16 protein-coding genes are annotated in these 18,174 nt (G+C 61.2%); 2 read left to right on the plus strand and 14 right to left on the minus strand.

From position 1 onward, the window contains the following. Window positions 1-264: 264 nt before the first annotated feature. The 14 genes from KV697_RS19765 to KV697_RS19830 form a co-directional block, all read right to left on the minus strand. A complete protein-coding gene (locus tag KV697_RS19765; RefSeq protein ID WP_219021590.1) occupies window positions 265-1,848 on the minus strand; it encodes a hypothetical protein in 1,584 nt (527 codons plus the stop codon). Continuing rightward, complete coding sequence (locus KV697_RS19770; RefSeq protein ID WP_219021591.1) at window positions 1,845-2,654, minus strand: glycosyltransferase family 2 protein; 810 nt, start codon at window positions 2,652-2,654, stop codon at window positions 1,845-1,847. The genes KV697_RS19765 and KV697_RS19770 overlap by 4 nt, the downstream gene beginning before the upstream one ends. A gap of 44 nt (window positions 2,655-2,698) precedes the next feature. Further along, window positions 2,699-3,100, minus strand: a complete 402-nt coding sequence (locus tag KV697_RS19775) for a GtrA family protein (RefSeq protein WP_257575922.1) — start codon at window positions 3,098-3,100, stop codon at window positions 2,699-2,701. Continuing rightward, the gene (locus tag KV697_RS19780) at window positions 3,097-4,260 is read right to left on the minus strand and encodes an NAD(P)/FAD-dependent oxidoreductase (protein WP_219021592.1); all 1,164 of its coding nucleotides are present in this window, start codon (window positions 4,258-4,260) and stop codon (window positions 3,097-3,099) included. Before KV697_RS19780 ends, KV697_RS19775 begins: the two co-directional genes overlap by 4 nt. Beyond that, entirely contained in the window at window positions 4,257-5,252 is a 996-nt protein-coding gene (locus KV697_RS19785) for a hypothetical protein (RefSeq protein ID WP_219021593.1), read from the minus strand. The genes KV697_RS19780 and KV697_RS19785 overlap by 4 nt, the downstream gene beginning before the upstream one ends. Then, window positions 5,239-6,087: a sugar phosphate isomerase/epimerase family protein gene (locus tag KV697_RS19790; RefSeq protein ID WP_219021594.1), complete on the minus strand. Its 849-nt coding sequence runs from the start codon at window positions 6,085-6,087 to the stop codon at window positions 5,239-5,241. Before KV697_RS19790 ends, KV697_RS19785 begins: the two co-directional genes overlap by 14 nt. Further along, window positions 6,084-7,034, minus strand: a complete 951-nt coding sequence (locus KV697_RS19795; RefSeq protein WP_219021595.1) for a hypothetical protein — start codon at window positions 7,032-7,034, stop codon at window positions 6,084-6,086. Before KV697_RS19795 ends, KV697_RS19790 begins: the two co-directional genes overlap by 4 nt. Window positions 7,035-7,236: 202 nt before the next feature. Then, window positions 7,237-8,652 carry a sugar transferase gene (locus KV697_RS20235; RefSeq protein ID WP_257575923.1) on the minus strand — a complete coding sequence of 472 codons (1,416 nt, stop codon included), beginning with the start codon at window positions 8,650-8,652 and terminating at the stop codon, window positions 7,237-7,239. Window positions 8,653-8,902: 250 nt separating this feature from the next. Then, the gene (locus tag KV697_RS19805) at window positions 8,903-9,763 is read right to left on the minus strand and encodes a glycosyltransferase family 2 protein (protein WP_219021596.1); all 861 of its coding nucleotides are present in this window, start codon (window positions 9,761-9,763) and stop codon (window positions 8,903-8,905) included. Then, window positions 9,760-11,328, minus strand: coding sequence for a hypothetical protein (locus KV697_RS19810; protein WP_219021533.1), 1,569 nt, complete (start codon window positions 11,326-11,328; stop codon window positions 9,760-9,762). Before KV697_RS19810 ends, KV697_RS19805 begins: the two co-directional genes overlap by 4 nt. A 43-nt stretch (window positions 11,329-11,371) precedes the next feature. After that, window positions 11,372-12,970, minus strand: a complete 1,599-nt coding sequence (locus KV697_RS19815) for a right-handed parallel beta-helix repeat-containing protein (protein WP_219021534.1) — start codon at window positions 12,968-12,970, stop codon at window positions 11,372-11,374. Between the two features lie 24 nt (window positions 12,971-12,994). Further along, on the minus strand, window positions 12,995-14,092 hold the full coding sequence (locus KV697_RS19820) for a glycosyltransferase (protein ID WP_219021535.1): 1,098 nt from the start codon (window positions 14,090-14,092) through the stop codon (window positions 12,995-12,997). 33 nt (window positions 14,093-14,125) lie between these two features. Then, window positions 14,126-15,112 (minus strand): NAD-dependent epimerase/dehydratase family protein, encoded by a 987-nt coding sequence (locus KV697_RS19825; protein ID WP_306822695.1) that lies wholly within the window; start codon window positions 15,110-15,112, stop codon window positions 14,126-14,128. 50 nt (window positions 15,113-15,162) lie between these two features. Next, entirely contained in the window at window positions 15,163-16,311 is a 1,149-nt protein-coding gene (locus KV697_RS19830; protein WP_219021537.1) for a hypothetical protein, read from the minus strand. 214 nt (window positions 16,312-16,525) lie between these two features. On the opposite strand from KV697_RS19830, the gene KV697_RS19835 reads away from it, so the two are divergent. Next, entirely contained in the window at window positions 16,526-17,602 is a 1,077-nt protein-coding gene (locus tag KV697_RS19835) for a glycosyltransferase (RefSeq protein WP_219021538.1), read from the plus strand. Window positions 17,603-17,606: 4 nt separating this feature from the next. Continuing rightward, window positions 17,607-18,170, plus strand: coding sequence for an acyltransferase (locus tag KV697_RS19840; protein ID WP_219021539.1), 564 nt, complete (start codon window positions 17,607-17,609; stop codon window positions 18,168-18,170). Window positions 18,171-18,174 lie beyond the last annotated feature (4 nt).

An 18,174-nucleotide genomic window follows, 5' to 3' on the forward strand; every position in this document is an offset into this window, starting at 1 on the left:
TTACAAAATCGCCTTGACGGTGAAGCTGGCGTTTGACGCCGCAACCCGAAAGGATGCCCCATGGGGCGGTTCCACACGGGGATCGCTCGCACGGCAGGCGCGCCCCCGGCCTTCGTTAGGGGCTGGCAACTCAGCATAATCGAGAAAGCCTGAAAACCTTACCGGCACCGCTTTGCTCAGCCTTCGGGCATTTCCCCCGAACGGGCCGAGCGAGAGGCGCGTACCGGCTAACCCGGCGCATCCGCCGGGACTAGACCGATCCGTTCAGGATCGTACAGCTTCGTCGACCTTCCCCTCGCCTTTCCCGGTGTCCCGTCGACGGCGTATTTCGACCTTATCGATATGACCCGACACGGGATAATGCCGATCGAGCCAGGCCGATAGCCTAGGCGTGCGATCCGCAATCGACTTGTCGTCGATCACATCGCTCCAACTGCCGTCATGACCTATGATCAGAAGCGGACGAGTGCGTTCCAGGTCGGCGATGATCCGTGCTTCTTCAGGGCCTTCGGCGGCATATACCGGGTACATTGCCGAAGTGCATGGCGGCAGGCCCGCCGCTTCATAATAGGCCCCGCCATTGTTCATCGCATAGGTACAATGCTGTCCGGTCGAACGCAGCATGGCGCCGACGAGGCGAGCCGAGTTCCCCTCCAGCGCCTCATCGCCCGGCAAGGGCCGCGTCACCAGCGCGAGATTGCTGCCCGGTCCATGTGCGATGATGCTGTCGGGCCGGCGCAGCCCGTGAACGGCCAGGACCAGCAATATCATGGCACCGACCACAGCCAGGGCGGCCCTATACCATCGCATGGACAGTTGCAGCGGCCAGGCAAGGGTGGCGACGAATGTTACAACCAGCAGATAGGCGAATGGCATGACCCACATCTGGTGGCTGAGGTCCGAGCGGTTGATCGACTGGTAGAAGATGGCCGCGATCGGGATCGTCAGAAGCAGCAGGGTCGCGGCCTCGCTGCGGCGTGCGGCAAGATGAAGCTGAGCCGCGCGAAGGACCCCGACGGCGATCACGCCCGCATAGACAACCCCAAACACCATGTCGCGTACAGGAAAGGGCCGGGCCCAGATTTCGCGATGTTGTCCCCAGTACCGGATATTGGCGACATGCTGACCGAACATGGCCGGATCGTGGAGGTACATTCCTGCCAGGGTGGCCAGAAACGCGATCGGGGCGACAAGGATCATCCGCGGCGATCGGCCCGCATACCAGGCGAGCACCAGGCCGCCTATCAGCATGACGACCCCGACCAACCCGCGGCTATAGGCCCAGAACAGTCCAATGGCCGCCGCGATGCCGGCAGCGGCGAACAACACACCCAGCAGATAAGGTCTGCCGCATTTCAGAACGGCCAGCAGCGCGGCCAGTTCGCACAGCAACAGGAGGTCACGCACCGAAGGCGCGCCCTGATGCAGGCCGACGGGATCTATCCGCGTCCCGTTGAACAGCAACAGCAGCAGTCCGGCGGTCAATCCGGCCAGCCAGGCCGTCTGGCGGGACCGCATCAATCCTGCGGCGGACAGCGCCCAGATCGCCGATGCCGCGGCGGCCAACCACATATTGGCGGCCCGGGTACAGATCACGACATGGTCCGATCCACAAAGGGCGGCAGCCCATTGCGCGGGTGCATAGTTCAACACGCCGTGGATCAGCAGTGGCAATCCACTGGAATTGCCGAGAAAATACAGCCGCGGCGAAAGATATTCGCCTTCATGAAAGGGATCGAGCAGCGGTGTGGCCAGCGGCACCGATAATGCGCTGAAGACGGCAAAAGCGATCAACAGCACCGCCAGGCCGATCCCGAGCGGCGAGCGTCCGGTGGGTGTAACGTTCATCCGTCCTGTCCTGTCGATGGATTGAATGCGCCGCGTGCCGCGCGAAACGTCTGCTTGAGCATCTGCAGCTTGGCGCCGGTACCGGTTACCTTGGTCGGGATCGGCTCACCGACCGGATAGCTGCGGCGGACCGGAACTTCGCCGACCTTGAAGCCCAGCTGACTGGCCCTGACCGTCAGGTAGAACAGCAGTTCGTAACGCGCGAACACGTCCCGAAAGGGCTGGACACGCGGGTCGAGCAGATAGCGTGGCGAATAGGCACGGAAGCCATTGGTCGTATCGGTGAACCAGTGCCGCGCGGCGATGCTGAGCATCGGTGCATGGATCATGCGGTTGCCGATCGTCCGCTCGAGCGGCGTGTTCTCGGCCGCGCCGCCCTTCAGATAGCGGGATCCCTGGACATAGTCGTAGCCCGCACTCAATCGGTCCACGAACAACGAGACGGCTTCGACATTGTCCTTGCCATTGCCGTCGATGGTGACGATGCCGTCATAGCCCTCATCGAGACACCAGGCATAGGCCATGCGCAATTGCGCACTCAGTTTCCCCGGCCCCGTTTTCGTCAGCAGCGCGCACACACCGGTGGCACGCAGGAAATCGGCATCGAGCGACCCGTCGGTCGAGCCTCCATCGGCTACGATCACGTCGACCGGCAGATGGGCCGCCGCAATCCGTTCGAGCTGGGCGCGTATCCGTTGCCCTTCGTTGATGACGGGAATCACCAGGGCATGGGCATGACGCTTGGCGTCGAAACGATCCTCGCGACCGGCCGGTACCTGCCATTGAGATCGCAACGCGTTATTCATGCTAGGAAAACTTTCTGAAGATGAGCGTATCGGTTAAGCAGTAATCAACGCTCGCCCCGGACGAAGACAAACCGTTTGCTCAAGCTATAATTTACGAGGAACGATACGGCTACTGCCAGCAGCAACGGCAATGCCCGTTGTTGCGGGGCGGAGAAAACGGCACGTTCGAGAATGGCGACCATGACGACCCGGACACCCAACGTCACGATCAGGACGGCCAGATAACGGCTGCCACGGGTGGCCGAAAGGCTTGCCTCGGTTCGGAATGTCCAGCGTTCGTGGATGACATAATTCACGATGGCGGCAACGACGAAGCCCGCCGCTGCGGCCCCCGGCAGAGGCACGCCCCATGATGCCAGCAACCATGCGGTGCCGAGATCGATGGCAAGCCCCAACAACGCAACGATCCCGAAACGTACGATCGGATGAGCGAACAGCTTCGTCACGCCGATCCCAGGATGGTCCGCGGATAGACGAAGCGATCATTGCCGCTCGCCCATTCCGGTTCGCTCAACCGCATGATCTCGAAAAGATCATAGATATTGTCGATTTTTCCACCCATGACCGACACTATTCTCGAATCCTGGGGGCGCCTTTGGAAAAGGATCGGGCGGCCGTCATCATTCTCGTTTTTGATGAGCACCGTCTTGACATCGTACAGGGATCGTTCCCATCGCGCTTGGGCCAAAGCGGGCACGTAGCGCTGGCTGTCGAGCAACATGTGACGATGACGCGATTCCGGGGTTATCGCATCGAATACGGCATAGGCCGATCGCCCGGCGGACTGATCGGTCCAGCTGGCTTGCGGCGTGTAGCGGACGTGCGTCAGCGAATGCAGCCCGGCTGCCGGATAAGGCATGCACGACAGGAACGGGCCGTCCATGATGGTGATGCCATAGCCGTTCAGCTCATCGGGAACCTGAACAAGAGCGATTTCCGCCAGTTCGTGCTTTACCGCCGCGTTCGGCAGCCCCGCCATATCCAGCACATGGTTGATCTGCGCATAGGTGACGTTGAAGACATAGCGCGCTTCGACTTCCTGCCCCGAAGACAGGGCACATACGACGCCGCCCGGCCGCTGGGTCAGTCCCGTGACCGCCGTTTCAAGACGGACATCGATATCCAATGCCGCCAGGCGTTCGCCCATGAAACGCTGCAGGACCGAATAGTCGAAAGCGTATTCGGTACAGGAGAAGACCTGTTCGATGCGATCGTCGTCGAACAATGCCGATTGCGATGCGGTCGCTGGCATGATCGGCGCGCGCATGTCCTCGAACATGCGGTGAAATCGCTTGGCCGACACCTTGGAGCCGCGACGCGCTATTGCGTACAGCATCTGAAAATCGTCGATCACGGCTTCGGGAAAATCTTCTGCGAAGCGACGGTGCAGTACCATCGACTTGACCGCGGTCAGCGCGCTGCGAGGATAATGGAACCCGGTATGCACCCGGGCCTGATTGACGCGCGACGCCCGGCCCAGCAGTTCCTTGCCGGCGTCGACCAGCATCACCCGGGGGGACAAGGACCGCAGGAAAAGGGCAAGCGCGCAGCCATAGAACCCGCCGCCAATCACCAGATAATCGACCTGCGTCGTAGATCTGGTCACGGACGCCCAGGCCCCGGTCCGGCAAGATTCTTGCTACGGCTGAACTCGACTTCGACATTCAGCTCCTCGATCACCTTGCCGAACAGGTCGATCGAACTGGCCTCGCCCACCACGTCGTCGTCGGTGGCGATCGAAACCGCTTCCAGCAGCTTTTGCAGCCCGATCGAGAGGCCCAGAAAGGCGATGCCCAGAAACAACGCCGTCATGCTCAGCGCCAGCGATGTGGTCAACCAACCCGGTTCGACGGAGTCGAACGTCGCCCATACGACAATGACATAGATCGTGAAGATGCAGGCGACCCCCGCGGCCAGCAACCCGCCCAGTGCCACAACCGTCAGCACGGCGGGTGCTGAGCTGATCAGAAGACGATGCAATAGCTTGAGACGGTGCAGACGCCCTTCACGGGGACGCGGGATCAGGCTTTCCGGGGGATGCTCACGGACCGGGATACCCGCATCGATCGGAGCGAAGCGCAGGGCCAGCCGATGATCGGGATGGGCCAGGAGCCGGTTCAATAGAGTGCGCGGATAGGCGGCGGTTCGCATGTCGCGCGTGCTGACCCGGAAACCGGCTCCCCTGCCCAGCGCGGACAGGGCGGGATCAAGCATTCTCGTCTGTCCGCGACGCCCGACGACGATCGACGACGACGCTATGGCATCGTCGATCATATGGAGAATGTCGAACAGCGCGAGTTCCGTCGGCGTCGTCAGCACCACGATATCGCCGATCGCCTCCATGGCCACCGCAGCGCGACGGCGATAGAAGGAGATACCGGTACGCAGCGTCAATATGCGCAAATTAGCCCCGAGGACGCGCAGCATCGCCGCATCACCCTGCTCCGCATCGATCGCGATCAGGAGTTCGAAATAGCGGAAACGTTGTGCCAGCCGGATCATCAACGTCTCAAGCTGGGCCAGCGCATCGGCATCGACCGGTGCTTCGGTGAGGCAGACCGATACGAGTATGTCTTCGCGTGGCCTAGGCGGCGACATCCGTTACCTCCTGTACGGCTTGGCCCAAAGTGTCGAGCGAGCGACGTATCGCGTCCAGCGGGTCCAGCATGGCGGCCTTCATCTCGATGCTGTACCAACCCTGATAGCCGGCATCCCGTAACGCGCGAAGCGCCTGCGCCGCCTGGCCGGCGTCGGCGGGAGCGGGAGCAAGTTGCGGTTCACTGATATGAACATGGCCGATGCGATCAATCGTAGCCGCCGCGATGCGTTCGATCCGCGTGAAGTCTCCCTCCATGTGCAGGGCACCGATATCGAAGTTCAACACGATGGCATGATGGTCGACACGCCGGACGAAGGCGTCGGCTTCCTCCATCCGGTTCAGGAAATTGGTGCCATAGGCCGCGGGGTTGGGTTCCATGGCGATCCGGGTGCCGCAGGAGGCAGCCCGATCACCCAGCGTTCGGAACATGGCGATCGCGATCGCGTCGGCCCGCTCCGCATCCAGTGTCGCGGGGATCTGTCGTTGGCGCGGCGAGCCGAATACCAGTGTCGGGATGGCCAGACGCCCGGCAAGGTCGATGGCCCTATGCATGGCCGCGGTCAGCGCGTCGCGTGCTTCCGCTCCCTCGAACAAGGCCGCATCCGCGACGCCGAACAGCAGGGACTGCATCGAGACCAGCTCCAGACCTGCGTCCCTCACCGCATCGGTCGCGGTGCGAAGTTCGTCCGGCGACGGGCGGAACGGATCGGCAGCATGGGCGAGGAACAAGCCCGGTGCGATCTCCAACCCGGTGACCCCATGATCGCGGAGCATCGCATAGGCCTCCGCCAGGCGATCGACGGGCCAGGCGATGTTGGATACGGCGAGTTTCACGCGACGGCCCGCTGCACGGCGATGAACTCGGCCAGTTCGCTCAACAACGTGTCGGGTTTCGCCAAATAGGCCCCCTTCTGATCCCATAAGGCCGCATGGGCGGTTCGCATGTCTTCTCGGTGCAGACGGGCATTGTGACGCGGCATCGGCGTGCCATTCACCGCCGCATAGACCGCTGCGGCCTTCAGTGGAGGAGGCGCGATATGCAGGACCGAGAGGTTGGCCGCCAGTCCTCGCTCGATATCGCCCCATAGGCGTGCCATGTTGTAAAACTGGAACTCGCTATCGGGATTGGTGAATCCGCTTGCCGCAAAGCCTGCGGCCTCGACCGCGACCTCGAGCGCCGAGCGTCGTCCCGACGCCTGGAGGTCCGCGCGGTCCAACACCATCATGTCCAAGGCCACGCTGTGCTTGTATAAACGACCGACCAGATCGGCATCCTGCGCTTCCAGTGTGTCGCTCAGAGCCGCCAGCCGCGCCGATGGCAGCATCGATGGCATGGGATTGAGAATATCGAACAGGAAATTCTTCTTCAACCCGGACCCGAAAAGGGCAGGCAGACGAACGATCAGCGTGTTGGGAAAATGATCGGCCATCGCGACTTCGAGCGCGCGTCGATTTCGACCATAGGCCAGCTCCGTTTCGTACCGCGCTTCCATCTCACTGTTCGCGCTGAACTTTTCAAGAACGGCAATGGTCGAGATCAATATGAAATGCTTGGCGCGGATCCTCCGGAGCTGATCAATCAAGGCCCGGATGTGCCGTTCGTCACGTTCGGGATCGCGATTGGCCTCGAACATCGATCCCGGCGCGGCGGCACAGACGACGGTGTCGAACGCGGCCCCAGCCAAAGCATCTATGTTGCTACGGTTCACATATTGATCGAAACCACGTTGTCTACGCAGGCAGCCGCCAACGAAACCAGTATAACCGATCAATGCGTCCACGATTGTCCCTTCGCCAGCGATCGCAGCCGCGCCGTAATCGCGGCTCTTTTGCCGTCATCGTCCCATGACAGCGGGGCGGATAGCAGTGTATGCGGACGATGTCATCCGATCTGACCCCTGTACGGGACGGATTTGGGGGGATCGGTGAAACCCGATCAAGGTTTTCCGCAACCTTCGCCGTCCTCGCGGCAGTCCTATCGCTTCAAAATGCATTACGGTGCGTCAGCACGCGGAAGGTCTGCAAAACAAGCATGATGTCGCGCCAGATCGACCAATTCTCCAGATAGGCAAGATCGGCTTGGACACGGTTGAGCAGATCGTCGCTCGTCTCTGTATTGCCGCGAAACCCTTGGACCTGTGCCAGCCCCGTCAAACCAGGCTTGACCGCATGGCGGCTCCAGTAATTCGACGTCACCTCCCAGTAAAGTACCGTTCCCGCCAGCGCGCCGGTCGCATGAGGGCGGGGGCCGACGATACTCATGTCACCCCGGAGCACGTTCAGCATCTGCGGCAGTTCGTCCAGGCTGGTCTTGCGAATGAACCGACCGACCCGAGTGACACGGGCATCATTGCGGGTGGTAAGTTTGCTGGCCGTATGATCGAGCAGATCATTGCGCATGCTGCGGAATTTAAACATCCGGAACATGCGGTTACCCTTGCCGATGCGATCCTGCACAAACAGCACCGGCCCCGGCGAGTCGAGTTTGATGAGAATTGCGAGGCCCAGCAACAAGGGGAATAGCAGGATCAGCGTCGACAGCGCGACCGTCAGGTCAAACAGCCGTTTGATCACCCGATCGACGGCATTGAGCGGCCCCGTAGCGATCAGGGTCGTTGCGATATCGTGGTAACGGGTCGTACTGATCGCCCCGATCGCGTCCAGCTCGGGGGTAAGAACCTCGACATTGACGCCGACGCCCTTGAGCGCGGCCGCCCATACGCCGCGACGTTCGGGCTGGCAGGCAAGGATAACCCGGTCTGTGTCGTGAAGCAGTCGGCCGATCCGGTCGAGCATCGCCGGATCGTTGATATTGGGTACGATATTCAACGTCTTGAGATCGATCTTATACGAGGTGCAGCCGATCGGAGGATCGAAATCCTCGATCAGTACGACTTCGCTTTCCGGGCTGCCGTTCAGCAAGGCATAGGCGTGCCTGGCAAAACAATATCGCCCTATGATCAACAGCACGCAACTGCCGAGCGTTCCGCCCAGCGCAAGACCGCGCGACAGCGAGTCCGACGATTTCAGTACGAAGGTGACGCTGATAACGATCAGCATCGCCGTCAGCAGAGAGAGGCAAGCCCGCCGCATACTGGGCGATGCATGGATGACGATCGCAGGGCGATAGGCCTGCTGCCGGATCGCGGTGAGATAATAGACCGGCAGCAGAAGCGGGAGCAGCATCAGCAAGCGCTCATGCCCGATACTGCCGAGATACGACCATGACGCCGCCATCATGCCAGCACACAGCGTCACGAAATCGAGCAATACCAGATAGGTGAGCAGGCGGACCCTCAAGCTGCGCTTGGAGGTCACGCCATCATGATTACCCATTTCCGGCAGGGAGAGCGTCTGCGGATCGGTTTCGATCGTGGGTGCCAAGGCACCGTTCGGCATCCTAATCACAGCAAGCAACTCGTGTTTTAACGTCGCCAGAAGGCTTCGCTCAATGCGAAATTTTGGCCAAACCGCTAGGCATGGTCAGGCTGACGCCTCCTGATACAGCACGCCTTGGCGAGTTCAAGTGGTCATGGCCCCACACAATGGCATCGCCGATGTCACGTGCGCGATGGTCCTGGCGGCTCGTTCAGAAGGCTGGCGAGGGCATCGCGCCCACGCTTGGCTCGATGTCCGAGCGTGAAGCGACCTAAAGCTTCACCGTATAGCCGGTCACGTGACGGCGGGCATCCCTGACGCCGCGTAAGATCATGCCGGCGGAACGCAAACGGTGCTTCTCGAACAACATCGCCTTCACGGTCTCCGCAACCGTCGCGCGTAGCAAGCTCCGATACAGACCTGGAAACGTCCTACTCATTCGCAGGATATAGATCGAATTGCGGGCGATATAATATCGCCTCTTTGGAGAATAGTGCGAGACCGTGCAGATCGTCCGACCGAAAACGACGACTTTCTTTCGCTTCGCGGGGGCATGGTACAAGGTCGCCTGCCCGCATTGTAGCAACTGATAACCAAGCTGCCGTGCCCGCGTACTATATTCGTAATCCGTACAGTCGATGAAATACCCCTCATCGAACAGTCCGATCTTTTCGACTGCCGCCAGGCTCAACGTCATTCCCGACGTCATCACGGCCTCCACGGGCCCATCGCCGATCCGGAGCAACGGAATTTCTTCCTGCGTCGAGCGATCGATGTAGCGTGGCACGACGAGCGCCCTTTCCGCCTCACCGGCGAAGGTCGTGATCGCGTCGACGAAGCCCGGCGCGACCCGGCTGTCCTGATCGAACAGGCATACCCACTGGCTCCCGCGCGCGCGCACTTCGCGCAGACCGGCATTCAGCGCCGCACCGAGGCCCGCATTGCGCCCGAGCTTGATGAGAGTCAGTTCACCGGCATTCGCCATCGCCTCGATCCCCGCCAATTCGGTGGAAGACGATCCGTTGTCGGCGACGACGACATGGTCGGCCTCCGCAACGAGTGCGCGAAGATTGCGTTCGACGTCATCGTCGGGATGAAATGTCACGACGATCGCACTGGTAACTCCGGTCATTCGCTACGCTCCGTGGGCGTGATTCGTCGTTGAAATCGCCGGATACCCGCCAGCGCCATCGCATGACCCGCCTGGCGCTCCGATGCCGTCAGATTGAAATAGACGACAAAGGCCAGCGCTGCGCCGAGCACGACAGTACCAACGCCCGCCGTGGCGGCGATCGACAGCGGATCATTCCAGAACAGGATTGTGACCGCGATCGTCGGCAGGATCGCGAGCAGCGGACGGCCGAGCGCCGCGGCGGTATAGGCCAGAGGTCGTGACACGATCGCCGTCGTTCGAGGCATGCTGATAAGGCACTGGCCCACCACCCCGATCAGCGAGGCGAACAGGATCGCCATTGCCACGCCCGTCCCGCCCCACCAGCGCACCAGCACCAGCGACAAGATGATGCTGGTCACGCCCTCGATCAGGATGGCGGGAATCGTCTTCATGACCTGCCCGACCCCCAATATTGCAATCCGGTAAGGATGGGTGGTCAACCCGACGAACTGAGCCAGCACGAGCAGCGTTGCGGGTAGCCGAACCTGCTCGGCGAGCACCGGCCCGATCCACAAGCGCAGGAAAAACGGGGCGATAATCAGCAACCCCGCCGTGAACAGCGCAAGCGAGACACTTGAAAACCGTGCAAAGCGAAGCAGCAGATTGCCCATCGCTATCGGATCGTTGTCGACGCTGCGCCCCGACAACATCGGCAATGCCGCCGCCAGGATCGCAGCCTGCGGGATCAGCAACATGTTCGCATAGGTAAACGCCAATGAGAAGGCCGGCACGGCGGCAAAATCATAGATGCCGACGATCGGCAATGCCAGCCCGGACATGAGGATGCTCGACATCGTGACGAGCCCCACAGCACCGGAATAGCCCGCGAAATCGCGCACGACCGCCGCCCGCACGGATGCCCATCGCAGTTTCACCGCGCCATGAAACCGAGACCAGAAACGAAGATAGATCAGCGGCGCCATCAGTGTCGTCAGAGCGAAACAAACGGCAAGACTGATCAGCGCGCCGCCAAATATCACCGCCAGGATCATCGCCACGCCATTGGCCAGTTTTGACAGGACGATGGCGACCGTGACGACCTGGTTGCGTTGATAGCCCAAAAACGCGCCCACGATCGTGACGAACGGAAGCGAAACAACCAATGCCCCGACAATGATCACGGCGCTGAGTTGCGCGGTCGGCAGCAACGCACGCGGGATGGATGGGAATACCACCCCCAGCATCGCCGCTGCCACCAGCCCCAGCAGCAGGATGCTGAACGCCAGAATGATCAGGAACGCGAGAATACTCGACAGCGTGACGCTCAGATCCTCGCGATCCTCCCGCGCCACCGATCGGGCGGTGAAACGGGCCACCGTTGTCTGCATGTTGGTGTCGACCGTGGAATAATAGGTGGCGATCTGCAGAAGCAGCATCCAGGTCGCATAGGCGTCGTTCGCCATATGATGAATCAGGAACGGTGGAACGACGAGCAACACCATCCAGTTGATGACATAGCGCGCGAGATTCCACGCTGCATTGGACGCGACCAGGCCTGCGGTGGCATGCGCTTTCGGAGTCACGGCGGTGTTTGCCCCCGGTGGTGGGAGGCGACGTGGAATGTCGTCATTCGGCGAGTCCGATATTGCCGACGAACCGGGCACCGGATGTGTTGCCAAGCTTCAACACGCGCAGCGGTGCCCCCCGGACGATGTTGCCGCTGACTATGCCGCTGCCGCCATCGACCAGACTCAGGCCGAAGCCGCGAACGCCCTTCAGGTGGTTACCGTCGATCAGATATTCGGAATTGCCCGCGCTTTCGATTCCCCCTTCGCACGAGCTGATGCTGTTCTGTCCCAGTCGAACCGATGCACCCTGAACCGATAGGGCGAACCCCTTGGCGCCGGAGACTCGGCACATCGCCACTTCGGCATCCGGACAGTCTTGGATACGAACGCCGTGCTGCCAGGGGCCATCGATCCTGTTGCCAATCAGTTGAACGTCACGGGCATCGGTAACCAGCAGGCCACAGGGAGCGGCTTTTCCCGCAGAACGGGTGATCGTGCAGACATTGTCGGAAATCACGACCCCCGACACATGGCCGCCCGCGCTTCGCACCTGGATGCCGTTAAAGTCACCCGAGGACATATCCACCATGTTGCCCGACACCAGCACGTCGCGCAACGTGACCCCACCTGTGGCGTAGATCAGGATGGCGGCACGGTCCGGCTGCCATTCGGCGCCGGCGCGGCTGTGGCCCACCAAGTCCTGCCGAAACGTGTTGCCGGATACGATCGAATGGTCGCTCGAACCCACCAGCCACAGACCGTCCCATGTCCAACCACGGCCATAGTTGCCGATGACCCGGCAATGGGAAATTCCCTCTATCGAGTAACAGCGCCGGAAGCGACCGGTGCCGTCCGGTGACGGTATCACCATATTGCCGATGATCTCCGAAGCGGCATTGTTGTCGACGCCGGTGGCATCCCGCTCGTAGCCCGGCAATCGTTCGACATCGATGCCGATCCGGCAGTCGTTCGGCACGCCGTTGCGGCCGCTGGCCGCTTCGATCATGTTGCCGATGATCCGGGTACGTGCACCGAAATCGGCAATGCCGTCACCGCGATCCTCGCCCTTTCCTTCGCCGAACCGCCCCGCGCCCAGGACACGGCAATGATTGAAGGCAAAGACATTGTCGTAGAACTCACCGGTCGGCGCGACCCCGACACACATCTGGAAATCGAGCACGGTGCAATTCAACACGCGGTTTCGATGGCCGAAGAGCTCGATACCGAAACTCTGCAACCCTTCCCCCACACCGATACGATCGGGGTTTTCCAGATAGATGCCGTCGATGATGCAATCATCCGCCTCGACCGCCAGCAACGTCTTGTTCACCAGCGCGCCCGCGCGAGCGACAAGGCTTCCGCGCCCGCTGATACGGGTGTTCGCCTGACGGACCGTGATGGTATCGGACACGGCAAATCGGCTGCCGGCCGGCAGGACCAGTTCGCCACCCTGCGCGAGCCAGCGCTGCAAGGCCTCGGTCGCGTCCCGGCGACCGGTGGGGTCCGCCCCATGATCGACGGGTGACGCCCCTTTGGCCGTACCGCCGGTGCCGGTACCGCTTGCCGCAGCAGGTTGAACCGACGCTCCCAACGTACCTATCGTCGTCAGCATCGCGACTTTTTGCAGCATCGCCCGGCGCGCCAAGGGATCGATCATGCGCCACACTCCGATTGAACCATGTCAGCCATGTAAAACCTCGCTATAGAGCCGGTCGAACGCATCAATCTGTCGATTGACCGAAAAGCGGGTCTCGAACGCCTGCCGTGCCCCCTGCCCCAGCGTGCGCAACCTTTCCCGATCGAGCGTCGATAACAGCTTCGCGAACGCATCCGCATCGTTCGCGTCGATCAGGATCCCGGTATCGGGCGTCACGATGTCGCGCATCAACTCGATATCGTTGGCGATGATCGGAAGGCCCGCACGCATCGCCTCCAATGCGATCATCGGCATCCCCTCCCAGCGCGACGGCATCACGAGTGCATCGGCCGCCATCAGATAGGCGGTCAGGTCGCTCCGCGTCGCCCAGCCCAACAATCGGACGTTCGGTGGAACGCCATTGGCGGTCGGATCATAGTCGTCGTCCGCCTCTCCTACGACATGGATGACGACGGCGGGATCGGCGCAGCGTCGTGCCGCCTCAAGCAACAGGTCCAGTCCCTTTTGCCGCGCGAAACGACCGACGAACAGAAGGTGCAGTCCGTTTTCCTCACCCGGCGCGGCGAGGCCACGCGGAACGAACGCCCCGGGTTCGGGGGTCATACCGTTGGCGATCACGCGCAGCTTTTCCGATGACAGACCGAAGGCCAGCGCAAGATCACGCTCCTCATTCGTCTCGTTCACCACCACATCGGTCACGGGCAGCAACATGCGCTCCACCAGCGCATAGGCGCGACGCTTCCATGGTGCGACGTCCATCGCGAATGACCATGCATGGGGGCAATAGATCGTCGGGGTCCGATGGAATCCGAGCCGGAAGGGCGCACGGGTCGCCACGCCCCCGAAGGTGCTGTGAGCGTGGATGATGTCCGGCGAATAATCACGGACGCCATGCCGGACGGCGCGAGCCAGCCTCAGGGTCTTTCCCAAGCGTCCGAGCTGCGCATCCTCGAAGCCACGGCACACCGAATTCGTCGTCGCGCTTAGATACTTCATCTGGCTGGCAGGGGCGATGAGCCGGACATTGTCCCCGCCATAGCGCGCGATCTGAGCCGGGATGACTTCGTCAAGATGCGCGGCCAGCCCGCCCTTGACGATTTCCGTCACATGAAGAATTCTCATGCAGCCCTCAGAATAGCTTGGTTGTGCGATTGATCAGCAGGACGACGCGGTCGCCGGGGCCGCGTCGATGAGGCCGATCGCGACGGCATAATCGCGGATGCCCTGCGCCAGCGGTCTGGATCGATGCAATCCCATGCCGCGCAGCCGATCGATGGCCAGCACCAGTCGCGGCACGTCTACGGCGCGCGGAGGACGAAAAGAAAGCGGTATCTCGCGCCCGGTCACCTGCTCCACGATCCGGACGACGTCGAGCAGCGAATGCCCCTCCCCGCTGCCGGCATTCACCGTTCCTTCGTAGCCACGACCGATCAGTGCGCAGGTGGTGGCGGTGAGGTCATCGATATGAATATAATCGCGGACGCTGGAACCATCGCCCCATACCTCCAGTCCGCGTTGTTCGGCGATGCGCCCGAACAGCACCGACACCAGTCCCTGCGCGCCGTTCAGAGCCTGATGCGGTCCATAGGGGTTGGACGGCCGGACGATCAGGCTCCGCAACCCGCGCGTACGTTGCAGGAAACGCAGATGCGTTTCCATCTCCAACTTGGACCGGCCATAAAAGCTGATCGGTTCACATGGATCGGCCTCTTCGGCATGATCGCCGGAGGGCATGCCATAGACCGTGCCGCCAGACGAGAAATACACCAGCCGGGTGCCAAGCTCTGCCAGCGCGTCCGCCAGGCGCAATGCCGGGGTCAACACCGTTTCGCGCTCCACCAGATAGTCGGCAAGCGTACTGGAAGGTTTCATGCCCGACACGAGGTGAACCACCGTATCGATCCGCTCCCTCGTGATCAGTGCGACGAGATCCTCCACATCACCCAGCCCGATCGCCACCGGCCGGGCACCGGCCGCCACCCGATCAGGCTGAGTCCTACGACCAGCGACCAGAACGTCATGCCCCGACGCGATCAGAGCATGCGAAAGATTGACGCCGATGAATCCCGTTCCACCCAATAGCAATAGTCTTTGCGGCCTATCGTTCGGGGGCATGGCAGGCGTCTTTTCAATCAGTATCATACGCCGCCTATGTTGAAACGGAAACGCAAAGGGGCGCTACCGGCCTCGTCTTAAAATGTGCCATGCACCGTCCCAATCCTGCCTGCGCGCGACGGGCGCTCCGGCCGTGATGTGGCCGGCATGCCGCCACCGCCCGGTGTCGACATCAGCGACGCCTGCCACAGTCGGTCCCACATCGCCAGGCTGGGAGCGAGGAACAACAGCGCCGTGCTGAGGTGTCGGAGATAGCTGCCCAAATCCGGTTCGAAAATGTTCAACACCAACATATGGGCGCAGAACAGCGCCGCTGGCCAACTGACGCGCGAATTGCCACTGCGAAGGCCGCGGATCATGAGCAGGACATAGACGCCCAGCATGACGAACAGATAGGCTTCCTTTGGGCCACCGCCGACGAAAATGGGAAAATTAAGGCGCCATGCCGCGTAGAAATAGTTTACAGGAAAAGTTCGGAGTCCATCTGGCTGAACCAAATTCATGAACGCGGTACGATTACCCTGCCCGCCAAGTCGTGTATAATTCACGATATCCCGCTGCATTTGCAGTGTTTCGTACAAACTGTCGGGGATCAGCATCGCAGCGAGAGGCACGACGGCCAATATGACGATGCGCCAGCGCCAATCTACCTTCAGCAAAAGGAGGAGACCAAGCCAAACCGCAAAGATAATGATAAAATACTGTCGAAATATGACGGCATATAACAGATACAATACGCCAGTCAGCCCGATACGAATAATTGGCCTTCGTTGAAGGCTGGTCAGGATCAGCGTGCTGCCGATGATCACCGGAGTAACGAAAGTATCCTTGGTAAATAGGGGCAGGTAGAGCAGCCATGCGGGTACCAGGCAGGCCAGCGCTAGTATTAGCGTACGTGGCATCCGCAGCCACCACAACAACAAGCCGATCGTCACGACGCCGAAAACGATCAGCATCGCCAAGCGTATCGCTTCATTGGTGTGAGCATAGATGAGCGATACAGCGGCATAGCCGTCGAACGTCTCGGCAGAGGCCGTCATCGATGACATTTTGGCAACGGTCTCGGCATCGTTCCCCTGACTGGGGAGGATCGCCGCCAGCACCGTTTGCGCCAGGAATACGAACACGACGAACGCCAAGCAGGTCACGATGATGGTCAGGTTGCGCAGCCCCGTGGAAGGACGCTTAAACATCCGCCAGCGCCCGGCAGAGCGCTTGGTCGCCATCCTTCATCATTTCACTGAAATGCACGATACGCATGCGGCTTTCCAAACACCTTCACTGTCGACCGAGGACCTTGGGAGTCTCACGCGGCACAGGCAGTTAGCCATTCCATCCGCATTTCGCAATCGACCGCCGGGTGGGGCAAGACAGCTACTTTCGTTGCCTTGCCCAAACTGTTAAGGCCGGCACTGTTTGATTTCAGTCCGCAGGTGAATAATGAAGGTACTTGTCCTGGCCCCCCTGGTCCGGATTGCGATGCGGCTGTATCTTGAATGCCTGCTCGACGACGCCAAAGCGGCCGGGGCCGAGGTGACGGTGATCGCGCCCAGCCATGTCGATGTGGCAACGGATTATCCCATCGTCCGGATCGGAGGTGGTGGCAAGTTTTCCACCGCCTGGGCGCAGGTGAACCCGCTCACCTTCCTGCGTATCGCCTGGACGATGCTGCGCGGGCGCTTTGACATGTTGCATGTCATCAATGGTGAAAACCGTCCCCTGGTGGTCTGGGCGATGCTCTGGGCGCGATTGCTAGGGATGCGCGGTGTCGTGACCATTCACGATCCCCTGCCCCACCCCTGCGCCAAGCTGGAAGTTGCCACCTATAAGGTCGGGTTGCTGTCTCGTCGGCTCGCCAGCGAACTGAACATACACGACAAGGCCCATGTCGATATAGTAGCGGACGGTTCCGACCGTCCGATCCATGTTTTTCCGTTGCCCGATCTGGCGAAATCCTTTGGCCGTCCCGAGACGCTGCAGAAGGTACAGGAGGTGCTCTTCTTCGGCCGGATGGAGCCCTATAAGGGGATCGACAATTTCGTCGAACTGGGATTGCGGATGCGGGGCGAAGCCCGGTTCATCCTGGCGGGCAAGGGCAATGTTCCCGACACGTTGCTCAAAACAATGGCCGAGCACCCGGACATCTTCACCGTCGAGCATCGCCATGTCACCGACGAAGAGATGATCGCGATGATGGACCGGGCGAAGGTGGCGCTGTTGCCCTATCATTCCGCCACGCAGTCGGGCGTGCCGCCCGTCGCGGCGGCTCGCGGCGCGCTGCCGGTGGGCTTTGCGGTCGGTGGCCTCGTGAACCAGCTGCCCGCCCTGGGCGGCATCGCCGTCCCTCCAGGGGATCTCGACGCGCTCGAAGCGGCCGTCCGGACGGGGCTGGCGATGGACGAGGCGGCGCTACAAAGATTGACCGAACAACCAGACCCTTTCAAGACGGCAATCGCCCGCCTCTACACACGGCCCGCGTCCGGCATTACACCGATCACGCCTGTCGTCATCGCCTGATCCGATGCCGAAAAGCTGGCTCCGCCGCAAACTCGGCCTGATCGCCGGGTCACTCGAAACCTCCCTGTACCGCGTCGTTCAGGTGATCCCCGTGAATATCGTGCGGATCCTGTGCCTGCGCATGATGGGTGCCCGGATCGGCGCCGGCGTGGCGCTCAATCACGGGCTTCAGGTCCGTGTACCCCGTCGCATCGATATGGGTGCCGATATATTCGTCGCCGAGGATGTCATCCTTGACGCGCGCGGCGGGATTACGATCGGCGCACACACCAGCATCAACAGCCGCGTCCAGATCTGGACCGCGCAACATGACTGGCAATCCCCGGATTTTGCCTATGTACAGGCCCCCACTAAGATTGGTTCACACTGCTGGATCAGCGCCGGTGTGATCATCCTGCCGGGGGTGACCATCGGTGAGGGCACGGTGATCGCGGCGGGATCGGTAGTGACAAAGGATCTGGAACCTTGGATCCTGGCGGGGGGCGTGCCGGCGCGAAAGCTGCGCGATCGTCCGATAGTTCGGGACTATCGGCTTGACGCGGCAGCGAACAAGAACTGGTTCTGGTAGATTA

Origin of the sequence: Sphingomonas sanguinis (assembly GCF_019297835.1) — a bacterium.
In the GTDB taxonomy this organism is placed as follows: Bacteria; Pseudomonadota; Alphaproteobacteria; order Sphingomonadales; family Sphingomonadaceae; genus Sphingomonas; species Sphingomonas sanguinis_D.

What these genes read in the sequence shown, in the direction of transcription:
- KV697_RS19825 (WP_306822695.1), bottom strand. Translation starts at nt 15,112, where the DNA reads ATGATACTGATTGAAAAGACGCCTGCCATGCCCCCGAACGATAGGCCG.
- KV697_RS19840 (WP_219021539.1), top strand. Translation starts at nt 17,607, where the DNA reads ATGCCGAAAAGCTGGCTCCGCCGCAAACTCGGCCTGATCGCCGGGTCA.
- KV697_RS19815 (WP_219021534.1), bottom strand. Translation starts at nt 12,970, where the DNA reads ATGATCGATCCCTTGGCGCGCCGGGCGATGCTGCAAAAAGTCGCGATG.
- KV697_RS19830 (WP_219021537.1), bottom strand. Translation starts at nt 16,311, where the DNA reads ATGGCGACCAAGCGCTCTGCCGGGCGCTGGCGGATGTTTAAGCGTCCT.
- KV697_RS19835 (WP_219021538.1), top strand. Translation starts at nt 16,526, where the DNA reads ATGAAGGTACTTGTCCTGGCCCCCCTGGTCCGGATTGCGATGCGGCTG.
- KV697_RS20235 (WP_257575923.1), bottom strand. Translation starts at nt 8,652, where the DNA reads ATGCCGAACGGTGCCTTGGCACCCACGATCGAAACCGATCCGCAGACG.
- KV697_RS19785 (WP_219021593.1), bottom strand. Translation starts at nt 5,252, where the DNA reads ATGTCGCCGCCTAGGCCACGCGAAGACATACTCGTATCGGTCTGCCTC.
- KV697_RS19765 (WP_219021590.1), bottom strand. Translation starts at nt 1,848, where the DNA reads ATGAACGTTACACCCACCGGACGCTCGCCGCTCGGGATCGGCCTGGCG.
- KV697_RS19805 (WP_219021596.1), bottom strand. Translation starts at nt 9,763, where the DNA reads ATGACCGGAGTTACCAGTGCGATCGTCGTGACATTTCATCCCGACGAT.
- KV697_RS19770 (WP_219021591.1), bottom strand. Translation starts at nt 2,654, where the DNA reads ATGAATAACGCGTTGCGATCTCAATGGCAGGTACCGGCCGGTCGCGAG.
- KV697_RS19820 (WP_219021535.1), bottom strand. Translation starts at nt 14,092, where the DNA reads ATGAGAATTCTTCATGTGACGGAAATCGTCAAGGGCGGGCTGGCCGCG.